At 59.5% G+C, this 16,665-nt stretch carries 14 protein-coding genes; 10 read left to right on the forward strand and 4 right to left on the reverse strand.

Going from position 1 to position 16,665, the window contains the following annotated elements; translation table 11 throughout:
• The first annotated feature begins 572 nt into the window (after positions 1 to 572).
• The 9 genes from HAV21_RS12620 to HAV21_RS12660 all read left to right on the forward strand — a co-directional run bounded on the left by HAV21_RS12620 (position 573) and on the right by HAV21_RS12660 (position 10,348).
• Positions 573 to 1,139, forward strand: a complete 567-nt coding sequence (locus HAV21_RS12620; RefSeq protein ID WP_142937368.1) for a DapH/DapD/GlmU-related protein — start codon at positions 573 to 575, stop codon at positions 1,137 to 1,139.
• Positions 1,136 to 2,461, forward strand: coding sequence for a hypothetical protein (locus tag HAV21_RS12625; protein WP_166841951.1), 1,326 nt, complete (start codon positions 1,136 to 1,138; stop codon positions 2,459 to 2,461). The genes HAV21_RS12620 and HAV21_RS12625 overlap by 4 nt, the downstream gene beginning before the upstream one ends.
• On the forward strand, positions 2,461 to 3,825 hold the full coding sequence (locus HAV21_RS12630) for a lipopolysaccharide biosynthesis protein (protein ID WP_223941282.1): 1,365 nt from the start codon (positions 2,461 to 2,463) through the stop codon (positions 3,823 to 3,825). The genes HAV21_RS12625 and HAV21_RS12630 overlap by 1 nt, the downstream gene beginning before the upstream one ends.
• A complete protein-coding gene (locus tag HAV21_RS12635) occupies positions 3,809 to 4,708 on the forward strand; it encodes a hypothetical protein (protein WP_142937365.1) in 900 nt (299 codons plus the stop codon). Before HAV21_RS12630 ends, HAV21_RS12635 begins: the two co-directional genes overlap by 17 nt.
• Positions 4,705 to 5,988 (forward strand): glycosyltransferase, encoded by a 1,284-nt coding sequence (locus HAV21_RS12640; RefSeq protein ID WP_166841953.1) that lies wholly within the window; start codon positions 4,705 to 4,707, stop codon positions 5,986 to 5,988. Before HAV21_RS12635 ends, HAV21_RS12640 begins: the two co-directional genes overlap by 4 nt.
• Positions 5,972 to 7,069 (forward strand): glycosyltransferase family 4 protein, encoded by a 1,098-nt coding sequence (locus tag HAV21_RS12645; protein WP_142937363.1) that lies wholly within the window; start codon positions 5,972 to 5,974, stop codon positions 7,067 to 7,069. The genes HAV21_RS12640 and HAV21_RS12645 overlap by 17 nt, the downstream gene beginning before the upstream one ends.
• Positions 7,066 to 7,644 carry a glycosyltransferase gene (locus tag HAV21_RS12650; RefSeq protein ID WP_166841954.1) on the forward strand — a complete coding sequence of 193 codons (579 nt, stop codon included), beginning with the start codon at positions 7,066 to 7,068 and terminating at the stop codon, positions 7,642 to 7,644. The genes HAV21_RS12645 and HAV21_RS12650 overlap by 4 nt, the downstream gene beginning before the upstream one ends.
• Positions 7,644 to 8,642: a PqqD family peptide modification chaperone gene (locus HAV21_RS22580; RefSeq protein WP_166841955.1), complete on the forward strand. Its 999-nt coding sequence runs from the start codon at positions 7,644 to 7,646 to the stop codon at positions 8,640 to 8,642. The genes HAV21_RS12650 and HAV21_RS22580 overlap by 1 nt, the downstream gene beginning before the upstream one ends.
• A gap of 131 nt (positions 8,643 to 8,773) precedes the next feature.
• Positions 8,774 to 10,348, forward strand: a complete 1,575-nt coding sequence (locus HAV21_RS12660; protein ID WP_142937360.1) for a polysaccharide biosynthesis tyrosine autokinase — start codon at positions 8,774 to 8,776, stop codon at positions 10,346 to 10,348.
• Positions 10,349 to 10,773: 425 nt separating this feature from the next.
• Here HAV21_RS12660 and HAV21_RS12665 read toward each other — a convergent pair whose 3' ends face one another.
• Positions 10,774 to 12,231 (reverse strand): sugar transferase, encoded by a 1,458-nt coding sequence (locus tag HAV21_RS12665; protein WP_342211712.1) that lies wholly within the window; start codon positions 12,229 to 12,231, stop codon positions 10,774 to 10,776.
• A 427-nt stretch (positions 12,232 to 12,658) separates the two neighbouring features.
• Between HAV21_RS12665 and HAV21_RS12670 the strand changes: the two genes are divergently transcribed.
• Positions 12,659 to 13,318 (forward strand): hypothetical protein, encoded by a 660-nt coding sequence (locus HAV21_RS12670; protein ID WP_238703295.1) that lies wholly within the window; start codon positions 12,659 to 12,661, stop codon positions 13,316 to 13,318.
• 370 nt (positions 13,319 to 13,688) lie between these two features.
• On the opposite strand, the gene HAV21_RS12675 is transcribed toward HAV21_RS12670, so the two are convergent.
• The 3 genes from HAV21_RS12675 to HAV21_RS12685 form a co-directional block, all read right to left on the reverse strand.
• Positions 13,689 to 14,240 (reverse strand): transcriptional initiation protein Tat, encoded by a 552-nt coding sequence (locus HAV21_RS12675; protein WP_142937358.1) that lies wholly within the window; start codon positions 14,238 to 14,240, stop codon positions 13,689 to 13,691.
• 149 nt (positions 14,241 to 14,389) lie between these two features.
• Positions 14,390 to 15,343 (reverse strand): hypothetical protein, encoded by a 954-nt coding sequence (locus HAV21_RS12680; protein WP_243753276.1) that lies wholly within the window; start codon positions 15,341 to 15,343, stop codon positions 14,390 to 14,392.
• A 646-nt stretch (positions 15,344 to 15,989) separates the two neighbouring features.
• Positions 15,990 to 16,646 (reverse strand): GntR family transcriptional regulator, encoded by a 657-nt coding sequence (locus HAV21_RS12685; RefSeq protein ID WP_166841957.1) that lies wholly within the window; start codon positions 16,644 to 16,646, stop codon positions 15,990 to 15,992.
• Positions 16,647 to 16,665 lie beyond the last annotated feature (19 nt).

Raw genomic sequence — 16,665 nt, forward strand, 5'->3', positions numbered from 1 at the left:
TGCCGGCGCCCTCGTCGTGGTGTCCATTTGTCCTCAGCATTCTTTCAATCGGGTACCCCTCGATTGTGGAAGGGGGTTTGCGCCCCTTAGACCCCAATGGGAGCCCATTCTCAGTGGCGGGGCCCGCCGCGGGGATAGCAGAAAGCTAGAGAACCCGAACCCTCCGTGGAGGTCCTCCCCGTATTAGGTGTGGCAGTGGAAAGCATCTGCGTGTAGAGGAAGAAGACGCTGGTTTTCGCTCCGCTTTGACCTGTCCTTGCCCGATACGCAGATGGACTTTGCGCCAACACGGAATAGCCACACACCACCACGGAGGACCCGGAAAGCAAGAGAGCGGAACCGGATGGTGACAGCGCAGCATCCTGTGACTGGTTGCCCCTGCACCGTGGATAAGCGGCACGCCGCACTACTGAGAAAGTGAGGCCATCCGGCTCTAGGGGGTGTGCGTTCTGGCAAGAATCAAGGGGTATCCGAATGACAGAATGCCGAGGACAAATGGACACCACGACGAGGCCGCTGGCATGTTCAGTATCAACCGCAGGCCACGCCTATGCCTTGGAACTCCACCAAGGATGAGCCGCATGGATCTGGCCGGGTTCACCGGGGCCGGCTACCACAAAGGCCGCGGACTACTCTGGCAAGCGGCCTGGTTCGCCGTTCAAAATCTTGTCTTCAGCACCTGGTGGTGCCCGTCATCATTGCGGGTTCGAATCCTCAGGGCTTTTGGTGCCTCCGTCGGGCAAGGTGTAAAAGTCCGCCATGGAGTCAAAATCCATTGGCCGTGGAAGCTGAAAATCGGTGACAACGTGTGGATCGGAGTCGATGCCTGGATCCTCAATCTTGAGCCTGTCACCATTGGTTCCGATTGCTGCATCTCGCAAAATGTCTTCATTTGCACCGGCAGCCATTCGTACGACTCCCCAACTTTTGAGTTCGATAACGCTCCGATTGTGGTTGGTGACGGCAGCTGGATAGGAGCCCGCGCAACAGTGCTGCGCGGCGTGGAAATCGGCGCTTCGTGCCTGGTGGGAGCCGGCGCATTGGTAGTGAAGAACCTACAGCCCGGGACACGCCTGCTGGCACCGACGGGCACTGCATGGCCCGCCGTGAAAGCCAAGGCAGACGGAGCGCCGCATTGACTGCGCTGATCGTCTGGTTGGGTTTCGGTCTGGTTTTCAGCGTCGTTTTTGTGCGTCGCATGCACATCGTGCTGGTTGCCGTGATCGTGGCGAGAATCCTGGTTCCGGGGGTGGTTCAAAACGAAGTCATGCCCGGGTTGCACCCTTCGACGTACCTCTTCCTCTGCTTTATCCTCGTCCAGTTGGCATTCACCCCAAGCGTCTTTGGGCGGGTGATCCGTTCTGCAGGGGTTTTGCCCCAAGCAACCATCGGTGGCATGGCGGCGGTCATGATGACCGACGTCGGAAACCCCGGAAGCGCGGGATTGCTGGATACAGCGATGTTCGTCCTTGGCATCGTGGTGGCACCGTATTACGTCTTCGTGTTTATGCGATATTCGATCCGCTCATTGTCAAGGGCAGGCAAGGCCTTTCTTCTGACGTTTGCGCTACTGGCACTGGCGGAAGCCGTGCTCTCGCAGGCCCAAGTGGCCACAGGCAGGCCCGTGGTGTGGGAAAGCGACTTCTCCAGGATCTGGCTGAGCGGGACGACCTCCGAGCTTGGCGCCGCTATTGGAACCTTTGGCCACGGCATCCAGGTTGGTGTCCTTTTTGCTGCCACTATGCCGCTCCTTGCCTTGATCAAGTCAATGCTGCTGCGCTTTGCGTTGGCGGCGGTCCTCCTCGTGACTGTGCCGCTAGCCTACGGTCGCATGGGCCTCATTCTTACGGTGGCCGGATTCGTCTTCCTGGTGATCATCGGAGGACGAAAAGTCATCCGAAGCATTCTCTTCGCCGCTGTGGTCCTCATAGCCCTTCTGGTCAGCGTCCAGGGGGTGGCCGGCGAGAAGCTCCTGCGAAAGTTCGAGGACGACAACGGCTCGGCCGCCCTAAGAGTGGCCGCGTTCGACTGGTTTTGGGAACATACGGCGGACTTTTTTGCTGGCGGTTACCCGGGAGCTAGGGACCTCAAGGGCGTGGGCACCCTGGGCTCCAGCCTTGAGAACGGCTACTTCATCATGGCTCTCATGTTCGGAACTCTTGCTGCAGTAGCGTTCTTCATTTTCATGATTTGCCTACTTTTTGCTCAGATCGACATCAAGGACCGTGGGAGTTGGCCGGGCGCCGCGGCGGCAGCCTTGATCATCGTGGCCATCAACGGCTACAGCTCAATCGGTGGCAACTCGATCGACATTCACCTTTTCTGGTTCGTGCTCGCCATGGCGAGCTACCGTTCCACCCGCACCTTGCCGGCAGTGGACGGCATCCATCGGGCTTCATCTCATGAGTTGCGGCCAACGGGTGGATCATCGGGTTTTCCAGTAACGCGGGTACCCGCTTGATGAGGATTCGAATACGCCCTCTGTCGAGTGTGGATGCTACCCAAACGGATAGCCATGGAAGCCGGATATTCCATGCGGTAGCCGGCTCGGCAATTACCCCACTGATGTCACTGGCTACGGCTCCAATTCTGGCCCAATCCCTCGGTGTTGCCGGCCGGGGAGAGCTAGCTGCCGGAATGGCTCCCATGCTGTTCGCGGTGGCAATCGGCGCACTTGGCATTCCAGAGGCGCTCACTTTCTATGTTGCCAAGCAGGCGCGGGGCGCCCGAAGGGCAGTTAGACGGGCCTTTTGGATTCTCACACTCTTAGGGCTGGCAGCAGCGGCCCTTGTGGCGCTAAGCGCATCTCTCCTCTCCGATGGAAACCTGGAGATTGAGCAGCTCATCTTCCTTACGGCGATCCTGACCGTTCCCACCTTCTGGGCCTCAATACCGAACAGTGTCCTGGCCGGGAACCACGCATGGAGGCTATCGGCAAGGATTGATCTGGCCCTGTCGGTCCTCCGGCTTGTTGCGCTGTCCGCCCTGGCAGCAGCACATCTTTTGACCCCGCAGGCAGCGACGATAGTGATGCTGGGCTTCCCCCTATTGAAGGGCCTGGTGACTCTGCCGTTCCTCATCATGTATCGGCGCGGGTGGAGAAATGCCACCGCTGCAAGGGTGCGGCTGTTCAACTATGGAAGTCGTCTGTGGGTGGGCTCCCTGGCAGGTGTGGTTCTTTTGCGCCTCGACCAGCTTCTGATGGTTCCGTTCGGGAACGCTGCACAGCTCGGACTTTACTCGGTGGCGGTCAGTTTGGGTGAGATCCCCGCCCTGCTCTCCGGAGCGGTGCGAAACGTCGTCTTTTCCTCCGACGCGGAGGACTCCCACCAGCGCGACGACGGAGAGCGTCTGCAACAGACTTCACGCTTGACGGCGGCAGCCACTGGGTTGGCGGCCGTCGCAATCGGCCTGGTCCTTCCTTGGGCCATCCCCACGTTTTTCGGTACGGCTTTCAATGACGCCGTACCGGTGTGTTGGGTAATTCTTGCGGCAGTGTCCTTGGGCACCACCGGTTCCGTCGCGGGCGCCGGTCTGAGCGCTCGTGGCCGGCCCGGGCTGCGCAGCTTCGGAATGGTCATTGGGGCGCTGCTCAACACCGCCACTCTCTTGGCGGCAGTACCCGCCCTCGGTGCGATGGGAGCTGCGTTGGCCACTTTGGCCGGCAGTGTCGTCGCCGGCACCATGAACATCGTCTGGCTACGGACGCATTTCGGCATGGCAATGCGGGGCTTCTACGGACTCAGGCGGATGGATTTCCAACTGGTCCGCACCACGATCAAACACCTGACAGGAAAGAAGAACGTACATGCCGTCTCCTCATAATCCAGGGCCACAGCTTGCCTTGGACAGTCTCCTGCCGAGAGTTCCCCGGCTTGCGTACAAGGCCGGGCTCATCAGTATGCTCAGGCTTCGCAACCGTTTCAGCCGGCACAAGATAACGGGTTCAGCGGACGTTGTGGTGAGCATGACCTCCTATGGCCGCCGGTTGGGGATCGTTGCCCATGCCCTGGAGTCCATCGCAGCGGGTTCAGTACGTCCGGCACGGATGATTCTGTGGGTCGACAAGCCGGATTTCGAGGTAGCCACGTACCCCATGCTCAGGAGTCTTCAGCGCCGCGGGTTGGAAATTCTTCCCTGCGAGGACCTCGGACCTCACAAGAAGTACTTTCCCTATTGTCGTGATTTCACCACTGACCGCATGGACCTCGTCTTAGCCGACGATGACCTAATGTACCCACGGCGTTGGCTTGAGGGCCTCCTTGGAGCCGCCGGGCATGCCCATGAAATTCCTGCCTATCGTGCGCACCGCATGAGGACTGATGCGGCGCGATGCGCCCTGGAGGACTACAACTCATGGGCCCCGGCACCCACCGGGTCAACCAGCCACGCCAATTTCCTGACGGGCGGGGCCGGCGCGCTCTTGCCTCCCAGGCTTCAGTCAGCCATACGTGAGGCTGGGACTGCTTTCCGGGAAGTGGCTCCACGTGCCGACGATATCTGGCTCAACGCCCTGGCCATCCGCAATGGATATCGACGGCGGGTGGTGGCCGCCGCGGGGCAACACCTCACCATGTATCCTCGTTCGCAAAGAGAGGCCTTGCACAGCGAGAACGTAGAAGGCGGCCGCAACGACCTGCAAATTGCTGCTGTCTTCAGGCCCCATGACATAGCCACCATCGCCGCCGACATCGTCAACGCGCCATGAGTGAGTCCACGCAGCACGCTTCCGCCACCGATGTGGAAACGGTCCTTGTGCACCCCTTCGGTAACGAGAATGTCCGTCAAACCCTGACCGCGCTCAGCGAGCACCGTCAACTATCTGCCTTCATCACCTCCATCGGCTGGACAGAGTCGGAGGCCTTGTCATGGCTCCGGCCCGCAAAGTCATTGGTTGAACGCCGGCTTTTTCCCATGATCGGAAGCCAGCAGCTGCACGTCACACCGGCCAGTGAACTTGTTCGCAACCTTCTCCTGCGCGCACAGCCCGCGGCGTTGAGACGGCTTGGCTCAGGATCAGGTCCGCTCTCCGCGCACTGGGTCGCTCGGCAGGTGGAGAACAAGGCGATCAAGGCCCTCAGCCGGCTGAATCAGCCTGCGGCCGTCTACGGATACTCGACCTTCGCTTCAAGAGTGTTCGGGGCGGCCAGGGGACGCGGCATGGAAACGATTCTGGAAGTTCCTCACGTTCACTGGGCTACCACCAGAAGCTGGGCAGGTCAGCTTCAAAGCCGCGCACCGGGATGGGCCGTTACGGCGCGTCAGGACTTATCCAGAAGCAAGGTCCATGCCATGGAAGACCTTGAGCTAGCGTTGGCAACCCGGCTGATCTCACCGTCGGCACAGGTCACTGAGAGCCTTCGCGCGGCCGGCATTGACAGCCACATCACTGAGATTCCCTATGGCTGTCCTGATGTCCATCCCGGGCAAAAGCCCTTGAGGTGGGACGGGCGCGGTCCGCTAAAGGTCTTGTTTGTGGGCCGCATCGTAGGCATGAAAGGGATCGCTGACGTTGTGTCAGCGGCCAAGGCCCTCTCTTCCGCCGTCCACGTCACGGCCATTGGCCAACTTCCCGGCGAGACTTTTCCAGCCCTTGAAGACATGCTCCGCACGGTGGATTACCGCGGGACGATGCCAAGGAGCGAAATTCTCCTGGAAATGCGCAAGCACCACGTGCTGTTGCTACCGAGCCTTGTTGAGGGTCGTTCGCTTGCCGCTTTGGAAGGACTCAGTCAGGGTCTGCCCGCGGTGGTCACGGCCGGCAGCGGTGTTGACGACCTCGTGGCCCTAGGAGCGGGCGCCATAGTGGATCGCTTCGCACCTGAACAGATTGCTACTGAACTTCACCGTTTTCTGGACGATCCCGGGCTGGTTGAAGCGCGGAGTGCCAAAGCCCTGGAGATAGCCAGAGCCTCCGGATGGGGGCCTTTTCGCGACGGGACAGCGCAATTCTTTCAACAGATTGGAAGTGGTGTTCGTGGTCACTAAGCTCAAGACCGAACGAGCACTGAAAATCGCAGTGGTGGCCCACGTGTTCCACCCGAGTGTCGGCGGAGTTGAAATTACTTCCGACATTCTGGCCCGTGGATTCATGCGTCATGGTGCCGACGTAACAGTCATCACCAACACACCAGAAGCGCACCCGACGAAGACATTCCCTTACGAAGTCATCCGGAAGCCAAAACCATGGCGACTGTTAGCGCTGGTGAACAGGGCCGACGTCGTATTCCATAACAACCCGGCAATATCGCTGTGGTGGCCTCTGGTACTCATCCGCAAGCCCTGGATGGTCACCCTCAGGATGTGGGTGACCATGCCGGGGCAGGAACTGTCCCGCCTTCAGCGGCTGAAGTATTCAGCTAAGTACAAAATTATTGAGCGGGCCGATGTCCTTGTGGCAAACAGTAAGGTTTTGGCGGATCACATCAAAGGTGATGTTGAAGTGATCCCTAACAGCTACCGGGATGAGTTCTTCAACGTCCTCGACGGCGAAGTGCGCGCTCCGTTGGGCATTGTGTATTTAGGCCGGCTCAGCCAAGACAAAGGCGTGGACCTCCTCATCCAGGCAGCAGCTGATCTGGTAGGCGAGAACGACGGCTTCACACTGACAATCGTGGGTGATGGTACCGAACGTGAACGACTGGAGACCCTCGCCGAAGAGAGCGGTTTGGGCAAGGCAGTAAAGTTCCTTGGCTCCAAGGGTCCGGAGGAGGCCAACCGGATTCTGAACCAGAATTCCATCGTCGTTATACCGAGTCGGATGCCCGAGCCTTTCGGAACCGTGGCTCTGGAGGCGGCCGCCGCCGGGTGCGTGGTGGTTTATGCGGATCATGGCGGACTGCCTGATGCCGCCGGTCAGCAAGCCATAGGCTTCACGCCCTTGGACCCGACGTCGTTAAGCGGTCACCTGAGGGCACTGCTCAGCAATCCGGAGGACGTTGCCGCGCGGCGGCGAGACGCCATATCCCATGCGGACCGACATCGGGAGAGCGTCATGGTTGACCGGTACTTCGCGGCGATCAAGCGAACGTTGTTGGTGTCCGGTAGGGGCAGGAGTCACACCCCATGAAAATTGTGCAGGTAGTAACGCTGGTCAGTCCGGACGGAGCATACGGCGGGCCCGTTCGGGTGGCTCAAAACCAGTCGGCAGAGCTTTCCAAACGGGGACATCAGGTGCAGGTATTCGCTGGTGCACGCGGGCATGTGGACCCTTCGTACTTTGGTCCAGGCGTAAGGACCCGACTTTTCAAGGCCCTCCAGATTGTCCCCCGCACCGGGTTCGCCGGGCTCTGCGCACCCACAATGCTGCCGTCCCTATGGTGGGCACTCAAAGGTGCTGATGTTGTCCATCTTCACCTGGCACGTGACTTGGTGATGCTTCCGGCTGCCCTCCTCTGCCTGATCCGGCGAACACCCTTCGTGGTCCAAACACACGGCATGATCGACGAATCCGACAAGAAGCTGGCGAAGATCCTGGACCGGCTGCTTACCCTTCGTGTGCTGCGCGCCAGCCAACGGTGCTTTTGGCTGACGCCCGAGGAACAGAAATCCTTGGGAGAACTTCTAGGTGACGGTCACCAAACCCTCGAACGGCTCGTCAACGGAGTGCCTCAGGCCGACGTCGCGATGAACGGTGGGTCGTAGTGAATACAGCGAATAGTTCCTTTCAATTTCTCTACCTGGCCCGGCTGCATAGTCGAAAACGGCCCACGGTGCTGGTCGATGCGGCCGCCATGCTGGCCAAGACCATTGACAAGCAAATAGAAGTGGCTTTAGTGGGGCCGGACGAAGGCGAAGAGTCCAAAGTGCGGCAACAAATTCTGGATACCGGGACCTCAGACTGGATCCGGATTGAAGGGCCGCTGCAGCCCGGCAGCACGCTTGACCGTATGCGGAAAGCATCCGTGTATGTGCTGCCCTCCGTCAACGAGCCGTTTCCCATGAGCGTCCTTGAAGCCATGTCCGTGGGTGTCCCCGTCATCGTGACAGACAGCTGCGGGCTCGCCCCGTTCATTGCTGAGTCAGGGGCGGGGATCGTCTCGGACTCAAGCGTCGAGGTACTCTCCGCAGCCATGCGCCGCTTTGTCGAAGAGCCGGGGCTAAGAGCATCGGCGGCCGCAGCCGCCGTCGGACTGGCCAGGGAACGATTCTCCATGTATGCGGTCACCAGTCAGCTTGAAGACGTTTACCAGAGCTTGGCCAGCTCTACCGCAGGTCAGGCGCCTTCGCCCGTACAGCAAATGCTCAAAGGCCGCGGGGGGCCCTCACCAACTACGGACAAATTGGGGGGTGAATACGGAGAACAATCCCAGCAGCACCACGGATGCCATGACGTAAATCAGTTCTGGCACAGGGCAGAAGCCGTGGCTGAAGTTCCGGCCTTGGGTGAAGAGCGCGTGGTGGTGCTGAATGTGGAACTCGGTTTCCCCCTCGTCCTTCAGGGGTCGGCGGCCGCGATTTGGGAACTCATTGACGGAACACGTACTGAAACCGACATTCTCATGGAGCTGGCAAGCGCCTACTCGGGAGCAGATGAACCTTCCGTGGCCCAGCAAGTCAGGAACTTTCTGGCCGGGCTGGCTTTCCATGGCCTCGCCGCGAGTTGCGACACCCCCGGTAACGACGGCGGATCAAGGTACTGAGGCGCGCGGCTTATCCGGTACTCAGTGCTCCACGGCAGTACCGAGACTGACACTACAAGTCTTGGAATAGTACGCACCCGGCATGCATGGAGAGGACCACACAATTGCTGCAGGACGATAAACCTCAAGGGATGTCGGGCAATGACCTCCTTTCCGTAGTCCGCTCACATTGGCTCGGGATCCTGCTCATCACAGTGTTGATGGTGGGAGGATCCCTGGGGTGGTATGCGCTTCAGCCCAAGATCTACTCAGCGGAGTCAAGCGGAATAGTGGTGGCAGCGGGGGCCGAAAACCTTGGCATGTCCCTGGCGGGAGACAGCCTCGCCAAGTCCAAAGCCAAGGGCTATCAGTCGGTGGGCGAGTCCATCCTGGTAGCTGAAAGCGTCATCAAGTCATTGGGCTTGAAGGAATCGGCCCCGGACATCACTAGATCGATCAGCGTGAGTGTCCCCCTCGATTCGGTGGAAATCCGGATCACTGCACGGTCATCCGACCCCCAGACAGCCCAGAACGTAGCTGATGCGTGGGTGACCGCCTTGGCCGCGCAGGTCTACGACTTGGACAAAGGAAATGCCAGCCCCGGGACAGAACCCGTCACCAAGATCGTCCCTTTGGCGAAGGCGAGCCTTCCATCGGCCCCCGTTTCACCGCTCTTGACGGCAACGCTGGGCATTGGACTGGCCGCGGGATTGCTCATTGGTCTTGGCTACGCGCTGGCACGAAACCACCTGGACCGGAGGATTCGCGGAGCCAGCGAGATTGAGCGACTATTTGGCCTGGCCGTCGTGGGTACTTTGCCTCTGGACAAACGGCTCAGCGAAAAGTCGAGCGTACTTGAAAATACTGCGGGAACTCATCGGGTTCCCGGCGGCCATGCCATGGCTGAAGCCTTGAGGGAACTACGCACAAATCTGGACTTCATTGATGTAGACAACCCTCCCCGAATCCTGCTGATTACCAGTTCCTTGCCCTCCGAAGGCAAGAGCACAGTCACCAGCAACCTGGCGGCGACCATAGCCGCTGCCGGCAGGGACGTCATTGTTGTGGACGCGGATCTTCGCCGTCCCACAGTTCATCAGGTTTTTGGTGTCTTGCCGGACGTTGGTGTGACGGACATCCTCTCGGGCCGGGCGGCCATCGATGACGTACTTCAGGAATGGGGTCCGAATTCCCACCTCCGGATCCTCACAGCTGGTCGCATCCCCCCGAATCCCTCCGAACTCCTTGGCTCACGGGCCATGGAACATCTGCTCAGGGAACTGTCGCTGAGAGCTATGGTCCTCATCGATGCGCCGCCGCTGCTCCCCGTCACTGACGCCGCTGTACTTTCCCGAGTCGCAGACGGCACGCTTGTGGTAGCAAGGGCACGTAAGACAACCCGTGACACCCTGTACCGCGCCCTCGGCAACCTTACTCGTGTGCGCGGGCGCGTCCTGGGCGTCATTCTTAACTGCGTATCCACCAAGGGTCCCGGAGATCTCAATTATGGCTACTACGGAGCATACGGAAGCGCCGAAGACTTGCAGGGCCACAATCCACTGACGCCCGAAAACAATCCACCGTCTGCTCCCGGCAGGGCTCTTGAGGCTCACCCGGTGAATTCTTTGCCTGGAAGCCAGGAGGGACAAACCGCGTCGGATCCCCTCAGCCGATGGCGTGCATCTCAGGATGGCTCCAGAGGCCGGCGTTCGGCCCCTCCGGGCTAGATGTACTGCCTCGAGGGGTCGGTTGAACCGTGAGGACCAAACTTGCGATTTCTCCGGCATGAACGAATGCCCTCAGCTTTCGCCGGCGAGCATTGATCGCCACCGGAGGGTTTGCCCTGGCGGCCGGGGCAGCTTTCGCCGAGACGGTGCCAGAGGCAGCTGCAATCGCTGTGACGAAGAGCGCCAGACGGGTTTACTATGCATCGGATTTCGGTATCTTCCCGAAGGCGACTATGCCAGCCACAACACCCCAGGGTGCGATTTCCAGCACCTGGATTCTTGCCAATGGCAAACCGTTGAGCGACGCACTGCGCTAGGTGCCACGTGACATCCCCACTACAGACACAATGGATCGCTTTTGAGCCGGACTCGGGGATCGGTCCTGGATGCTCTCCCGCAGCAGCGAGCCCCCGACGAGGAACCTTCTAGTAGGCGCCGTCTTTGGCAAAGACGGCTCTCACGGTTCGCAGGAGATAGATCATGTCTTGAAACATGGACCAGTTCTCTACGTAGTAGAGGTCAAGGCGAATCGAGTCATCCCAGGACAGATCGCTGCGCCCGCTAACCTGCCATGGACCCGTAAGGCCGGGTTTGACCAAGAGCCGGCGGTGGGCAAAGTCGTCGTAGGTTTCTACTTCCACCGGAAGCGGCGGACGCGGACCCACCAAACTCATGTCGCCCATGAGGACATTGAAGAGTTGGGGCAACTCGTCAATGGAATACCGACGGATGAATCGGCCGACCCTTGTGACGCGAGGATCGTCTTTCAACTTGAAAAGGACTCCGTTGCCCTCGTTGAGATCGGCGAGCCGGGACAGTTGTTGCTCGGCGTCGGTCACCATGGATCGAAACTTCAGCATACTGAAGACTTCACCGGACCGACCGATACGCGTCTGCCGAAACATTGCCGGGCCAGAGCTGTCGAGTTTGACCAAAAGGGCAACGACGCACATGGGGACGGCAAGGATAGTGAGTATGACCAACGACGCAGAGACATCCAGCCCGCGTTTGGCTACAGCTTTCAGGCCCTCCAACTTAGGCGTGGTGACATGGATCAGGGGCAACCCGGCCAAAGGCTGCATGTGAATTCGCGGACCTGCCACATCGGTCAGCGCAGGAGCCATGAACATGCCGATGTCGCGAGCGGTTAGCGCCCAGCCAAGTTGCCGCAATGTGGGCGGGTCAACGTCTGCGCCGGATATGGCCACGGAGTCCGCCGCGGAGGCTTCCACCGCTGCCAATATTCCTTCCAGGTCCTTGCCCTTGCCCATGACAGGCAGGTCGAGCCCTTCCGGCCAAGGGTCGAAAGCATCTGGAGTGGTTAAGTATGCGGCCACAGGCTGGTAGCCGGCAGCCGGATGGGCCCGGAGTTGCTGAATAAGGTGGGCAGCACTCGGGGCCCCTCCAACAACAAGAACCCGGCGCAGATGCTGGCCGGACTTCCGCCGGAGGATCAAGTCTTTCCGCAGTGCCCACCGGCCGATGAGCAGGCTGATGGTGCCCAATGGCAGGGCCACCGCCACATAGCCTCTGGCAGTGTCGAGCTGGAACACGTACGAGAAGATGGCTATGCCTCCGAACAGCCACAGGGAAGCCGTGGTCACCCGCCTGTACTCCTCAGTGCCGAAGCCTTGGATTCGGTGCCCACGGGTTCCTAGGGCCCCCAAGGTAATCAACCACAGGACGTCGAGGACCACGCTAACCAGCGGGTACGGCGTCTGAACGGACCCTATGCCCAATGAGGGTCGCTCCAGGCCGAAGCGGAGGAGCTCGGCAATCGCGACAGCCCACGTAATGCACAGGAAATCAACCAGCAGGACTCTTACCCGGCCGTCATGCTCAAGCATGTCCAGCTTGTCATTTACCTGGCGTGAACTGCTCACACTTTGGGTGGGTTTATTCATCAATGTCAACACCAAAAAATCCCATGTGGCTAGCTGATGGTTCCGGAAGGAGTGAGGCAAGAGATCCCGCATGAATGACCGGAACAGGCAAGGAAGGTTGGCATCGTGGCCTCTCTTGTTCGGTCATCTACTCACTCCCGACTGAAAGCGGAGTTGCTCCGCCTGTCTGATTATGGAAGCGCTGGTGACCTGAGGTGCTCTGACTACTCCCAAAGTACTAGGGGTGTAGGCCCGGTGCCGCGCAGGTCACAACGCTCGCCGAGCCTCGCCCCACAACACTTAGCCAACACAGGAAAGACCACTGATAGGGCGAAAAGAGCGGGCTAACTTACTCATGTGTCAGATCGACATCTACACATAGCTGGCGCGTTGAAAGCGCGGGCCTAGCCATCGATCAGGGGGCAAAATGGGAGCTGTTGCATACACCTTTGACGTCGACTTCATCCACAGGAATCCAGTTCTCAACAGCGCAGTCATGTCTGAGTGGGAAAGCAGTGCAAAAGCCACAACGCTGGGGAAGGTCTACAGTTCCTGGGCTTCCTTCTCACGGGATCATCCCAGAGCTGCCCACTGGATAGCGCTGGACGCCTTTTTTGATGACGAAGTCCCTCTTCCGCTGAAGGTCCGCACTATTGCTGCGACCGGCCGACGCTGCATTGTGTTGGGAAGGGTGAGCTCAGCTCAACGCTCTGCGCTAGGCGCAGAGGGTGCCGTTGCCATCCTGGATGATGACTCAACACCTGCGGAAATTCCACGGCGGATTGAAGAGGTGGTGGTTGGTTCTGCCCCCACGCTTCCGGCAAAGCCGGGAGTCGGCACCAGGCTCACCGATCGTGAAATCCAAGTCTTGGAACTCTTCGCGCAACGCCGGGCCCTGACAGCTTCGTCGCTGGCCTCAGCGCTCGGACTCCGTACCACCACCGTCCGGGGCCATCTCTTCCGCGGCCGCCGGAAACTTGCTGCTGCAGGCCTCAAATGCGCCACACGCGGGGAGCTGGCGAATGCACTCCAGGAGATTGGATACAGCCACACTGACGCTCAGTGGCATGCCTCCGGGCGATGGTGAACAGGCCTTAGGCGGCCTATGCCACTGAGGGATTCCATGCTCCACCACTGAGATTGGGGCATCGGGCATGAGCCACTGAAAGTGCCAAACCAGACAGCAGCGAGCCTTGCCCGCAGCAACGCCAACAGCGAAGTGATCCTGGCCCCGATACAACGGGAGTAGCGCGGGGTTGCAGTGGGCAACTAGGAAGAGTCCAGGTACGTAAGTGAAGACTCTCTAAAAGACCCTGAAACGCAACCTACGGGCCCGACGGATAGCGTCGAACCCGTAGGTGCGCCTTCCCGGGCTGGGCGGACACACCCACCACCCGGGACGAGCGGAACTGCAAAAGCCCTCCCCATCAAAGGCAGGGCAGCCAACGTTTCGGCTACTAGTCAGATTCGGTCAAGACAACGCTGATGACGGACACAGTGGTGGTGCCGTTGTAGGTCACGGTCACAGTCATGGTTGCGGTGGAAGGCCTCTCGCTGGATGCCAGGTTTTGAGTACTCACAGCAAAGAGAGCAACACCATCTGCACCCGTGACGACGGTGACACTGCGGCTCTGATCCGACTCTGGTCCGCCGTTATCCGGCGCCGGGTACGCGTAGATACCCAGGACGTCGCCGTCGCCATTTTGGCCGGATACGGTGACGGTGACCGTAGCGCCTACAACAGGGTTGCCGTTGGCGTCCTTTACCGTGACGGGGAAATCGTAGGCTCGTTGATCCAGATCCTCTTCGAAGCTCCCGTAGTGGTGGTCGCCCTTCCAGTTGCTGATGACGGTTCCGGTTCCGGGCGTCACAACCACCGGAGGGAGTGACGCAGCCACTGCCGGAGTTGCCGCAGCTATAGCAATTGCAGGAATGCTCCACGCCGTCCCGATAACCACTTTACGCCGGTCAATAGTCGAACTTTTTGCTTTACCTTTATCCAAGGTCATCGTTTGCTCCTTCAAGCCAGTCAGCGCGCTAGCTGACTGAAGTAAATCTGTCGTGGAAATTTCGGTGCAAACGGAACTTATCATTGTGCTCTTATCCCAAATTTTTTGCTGCTTGGGATGTACTATGCAAGTTTCAAAGGCCTCACTGATCATGCATCCAGCAGAATTCCGTGAGACCGAAGCTTCTCAACACTCTCCAGCAAATGGGATTCATATCCACCTGGAAGTCCAATATGAGGAGCGATGCGCTCGGAGATTCCGACTAGATCGCAAGGGGTAGCCAGTGCGTGCCAGATGGCGGGCCCAATGCCTGAAAGTCGAACTACGCCCTGGCCGGTCATCACGATCAGTTCAGGGTCCTGGCCGTTTGGTGAGGGAATCTCAACGGCGTCGAGGAGTTCAGCCCTCTTGAGGACCCTGGAGTGGGCGCCATGGAGGTGCGAATGTTCTTCCGACGACGGTTCTGTGCCCCTATGCAGGACTGACCTCCACGTTTTACGTATGGCTGGCTGTTCAAGGAGGGCGGGCAAAACCACCGCCAAGTCTCCGGCCTCGCGGTAAGTCACACGGACCGCGCCACCGGTCGCGTCGAGGATCCCACAGAGGCGACTCACTGGCTGGCGGACTTCACACAGGGACGAGGTGTGGGGTGCGAGCTCGATGATCGCCTCCGCGTGAGAAAGCGGAGTGACCTTAGGTGTGGACGCATTGGGCTTTCGGTCCAGTAGGACAACCAACGCCAGCGTCGGCGAGGCAGGTGCCACCAGCAGTCCGAGGTCGTCAGGGCCGATCTGGTGCTTGGGTGCGGGGAGTTCTTCGACTATCAGCGATAGTGGCTTCGCATATGGAACGATCATTCCTGCGCCATCAACGGCAACGGTTTCATCAGTGACGTAGCCCAGGGTAGCCCCCAGACGTCTGGTTGCGGTGGTCTTTCCCATGCCCGAACGCCCTACAAGGGCAACTGTCCGGCCGGTTCCCGTATCCGCCAATGCTGCGGCATGCAGCATCACCAATTCTCCCCGGCCCGCGGTGATGCCCGCCAAGGTTATGGCGCTTGTCAGATCCGCGGCGAATTGCCTGAATGTGCGGCCGGTGACCACGGAAGTTCCAACACGCGATGAGACTGTGGCCCGAAAGGGCCGTCCCGCTGCGTGAACCGGTTCTGCCCCGGCGCTATTTCCGGAAGACGGCTCGTCAGACAGATCGAGGCAGCGCTCCCATGCTCGCCGCAGTTCCGCGTAGAGATACGGAGTTACTCCCGCCTGCAGCACCACTGAGACAGAAGCTCCCAGAACACGGAGTTTCAGTCGGTACGACCCCGCGAAGTTTGCTGGTTCTTCCGACAAATCAACCCCACTTGTACTTCCGTGGATGCTGGTCGCCGACCCTGTGTTCATGGTGATGCTCCTCCTCCTGAAAGTGGCTCCTGGCCGAATTTCAGCCTGAGAGACCATCTATTGCGCGGGGCCGGCGTTGCCAAACGACACAACGGCGTCCTTGATTGCTTGCAATCAATATCACTAAATGATGCCAACTGCTGGGAATCATTCATGAATGGCAATAGCTGCCGCCACGTAGGGGTAAAAAGATCCGACCACTGATGGTCAGCATGGAGAATATATAGTCAGGCTCTGGGGTTCAACCGCGCAGAAAGCTAGTTCAAGCTTATTTGCCGCAGGCCGGAAAGTACTCTAGGGAGATCGCAGAGATTCGCGGTTGTAAATTTGAATGAACTCTGGAGTAAATCTAGCCCACCAGGTTTTCGGCAGCACCATTCATGTGCTCAATGATGGTTTCGCGCGCTTTCGCTGCATTGCCGGTTTCAATAGCGGCCACAATGTCGTGATGACGCCCCACACTCATATTGCGCGTGGCACGTTCCAGGCCGGCAAACATGATGGACATGCGGATGGAACCTTCCAACGACTCCCACGAGTGCAGCAATGTCTCGTTGCCGGACAGGCGGCAGAGGGTCCGATGGAATTCCAGGTCCGCCTCAATCCGCTCTTCCAACGACGACTTCGCAGCTTTGTCCATGGCATCGACGGCGGCACGCAGCTCGGCGAGCGCGGCTTCCTTGTCCGGCATGTCGCTCAGAGTCCGGGCGGCCAGAGACTCCAGCACTCCGCGCACGGCGAAAATATCCCGGATCTCTTTAACATCCAAGTGGCGGACCGACATCCGGCCACGCGCTCCGGCGGAGATCAGGCCTTCCTGTTCTAGTTGGCGCAGGGCTTCGCGCAGTGTCCCACGGCTGATCTGGAGCATCTCGGACAGTTCGGTCTCCACAAGATGCTTGCCTGGTTCCAGCTCGCCGCTGGTGATGGCAGTGCGCAGGGCGGCCAGCGCCTGTTCGCGCAGGCTTTTCTTTTCCAGTCCCAGCAGGGAGGCGCTTAGGGCCATAGTGATTCCTCGGTGTCAA

The organism is Paenarthrobacter sp. MSM-2-10-13, assembly GCF_011605365.1.
GTDB lineage: Bacteria > Actinomycetota > Actinomycetes > Actinomycetales > Micrococcaceae > Arthrobacter.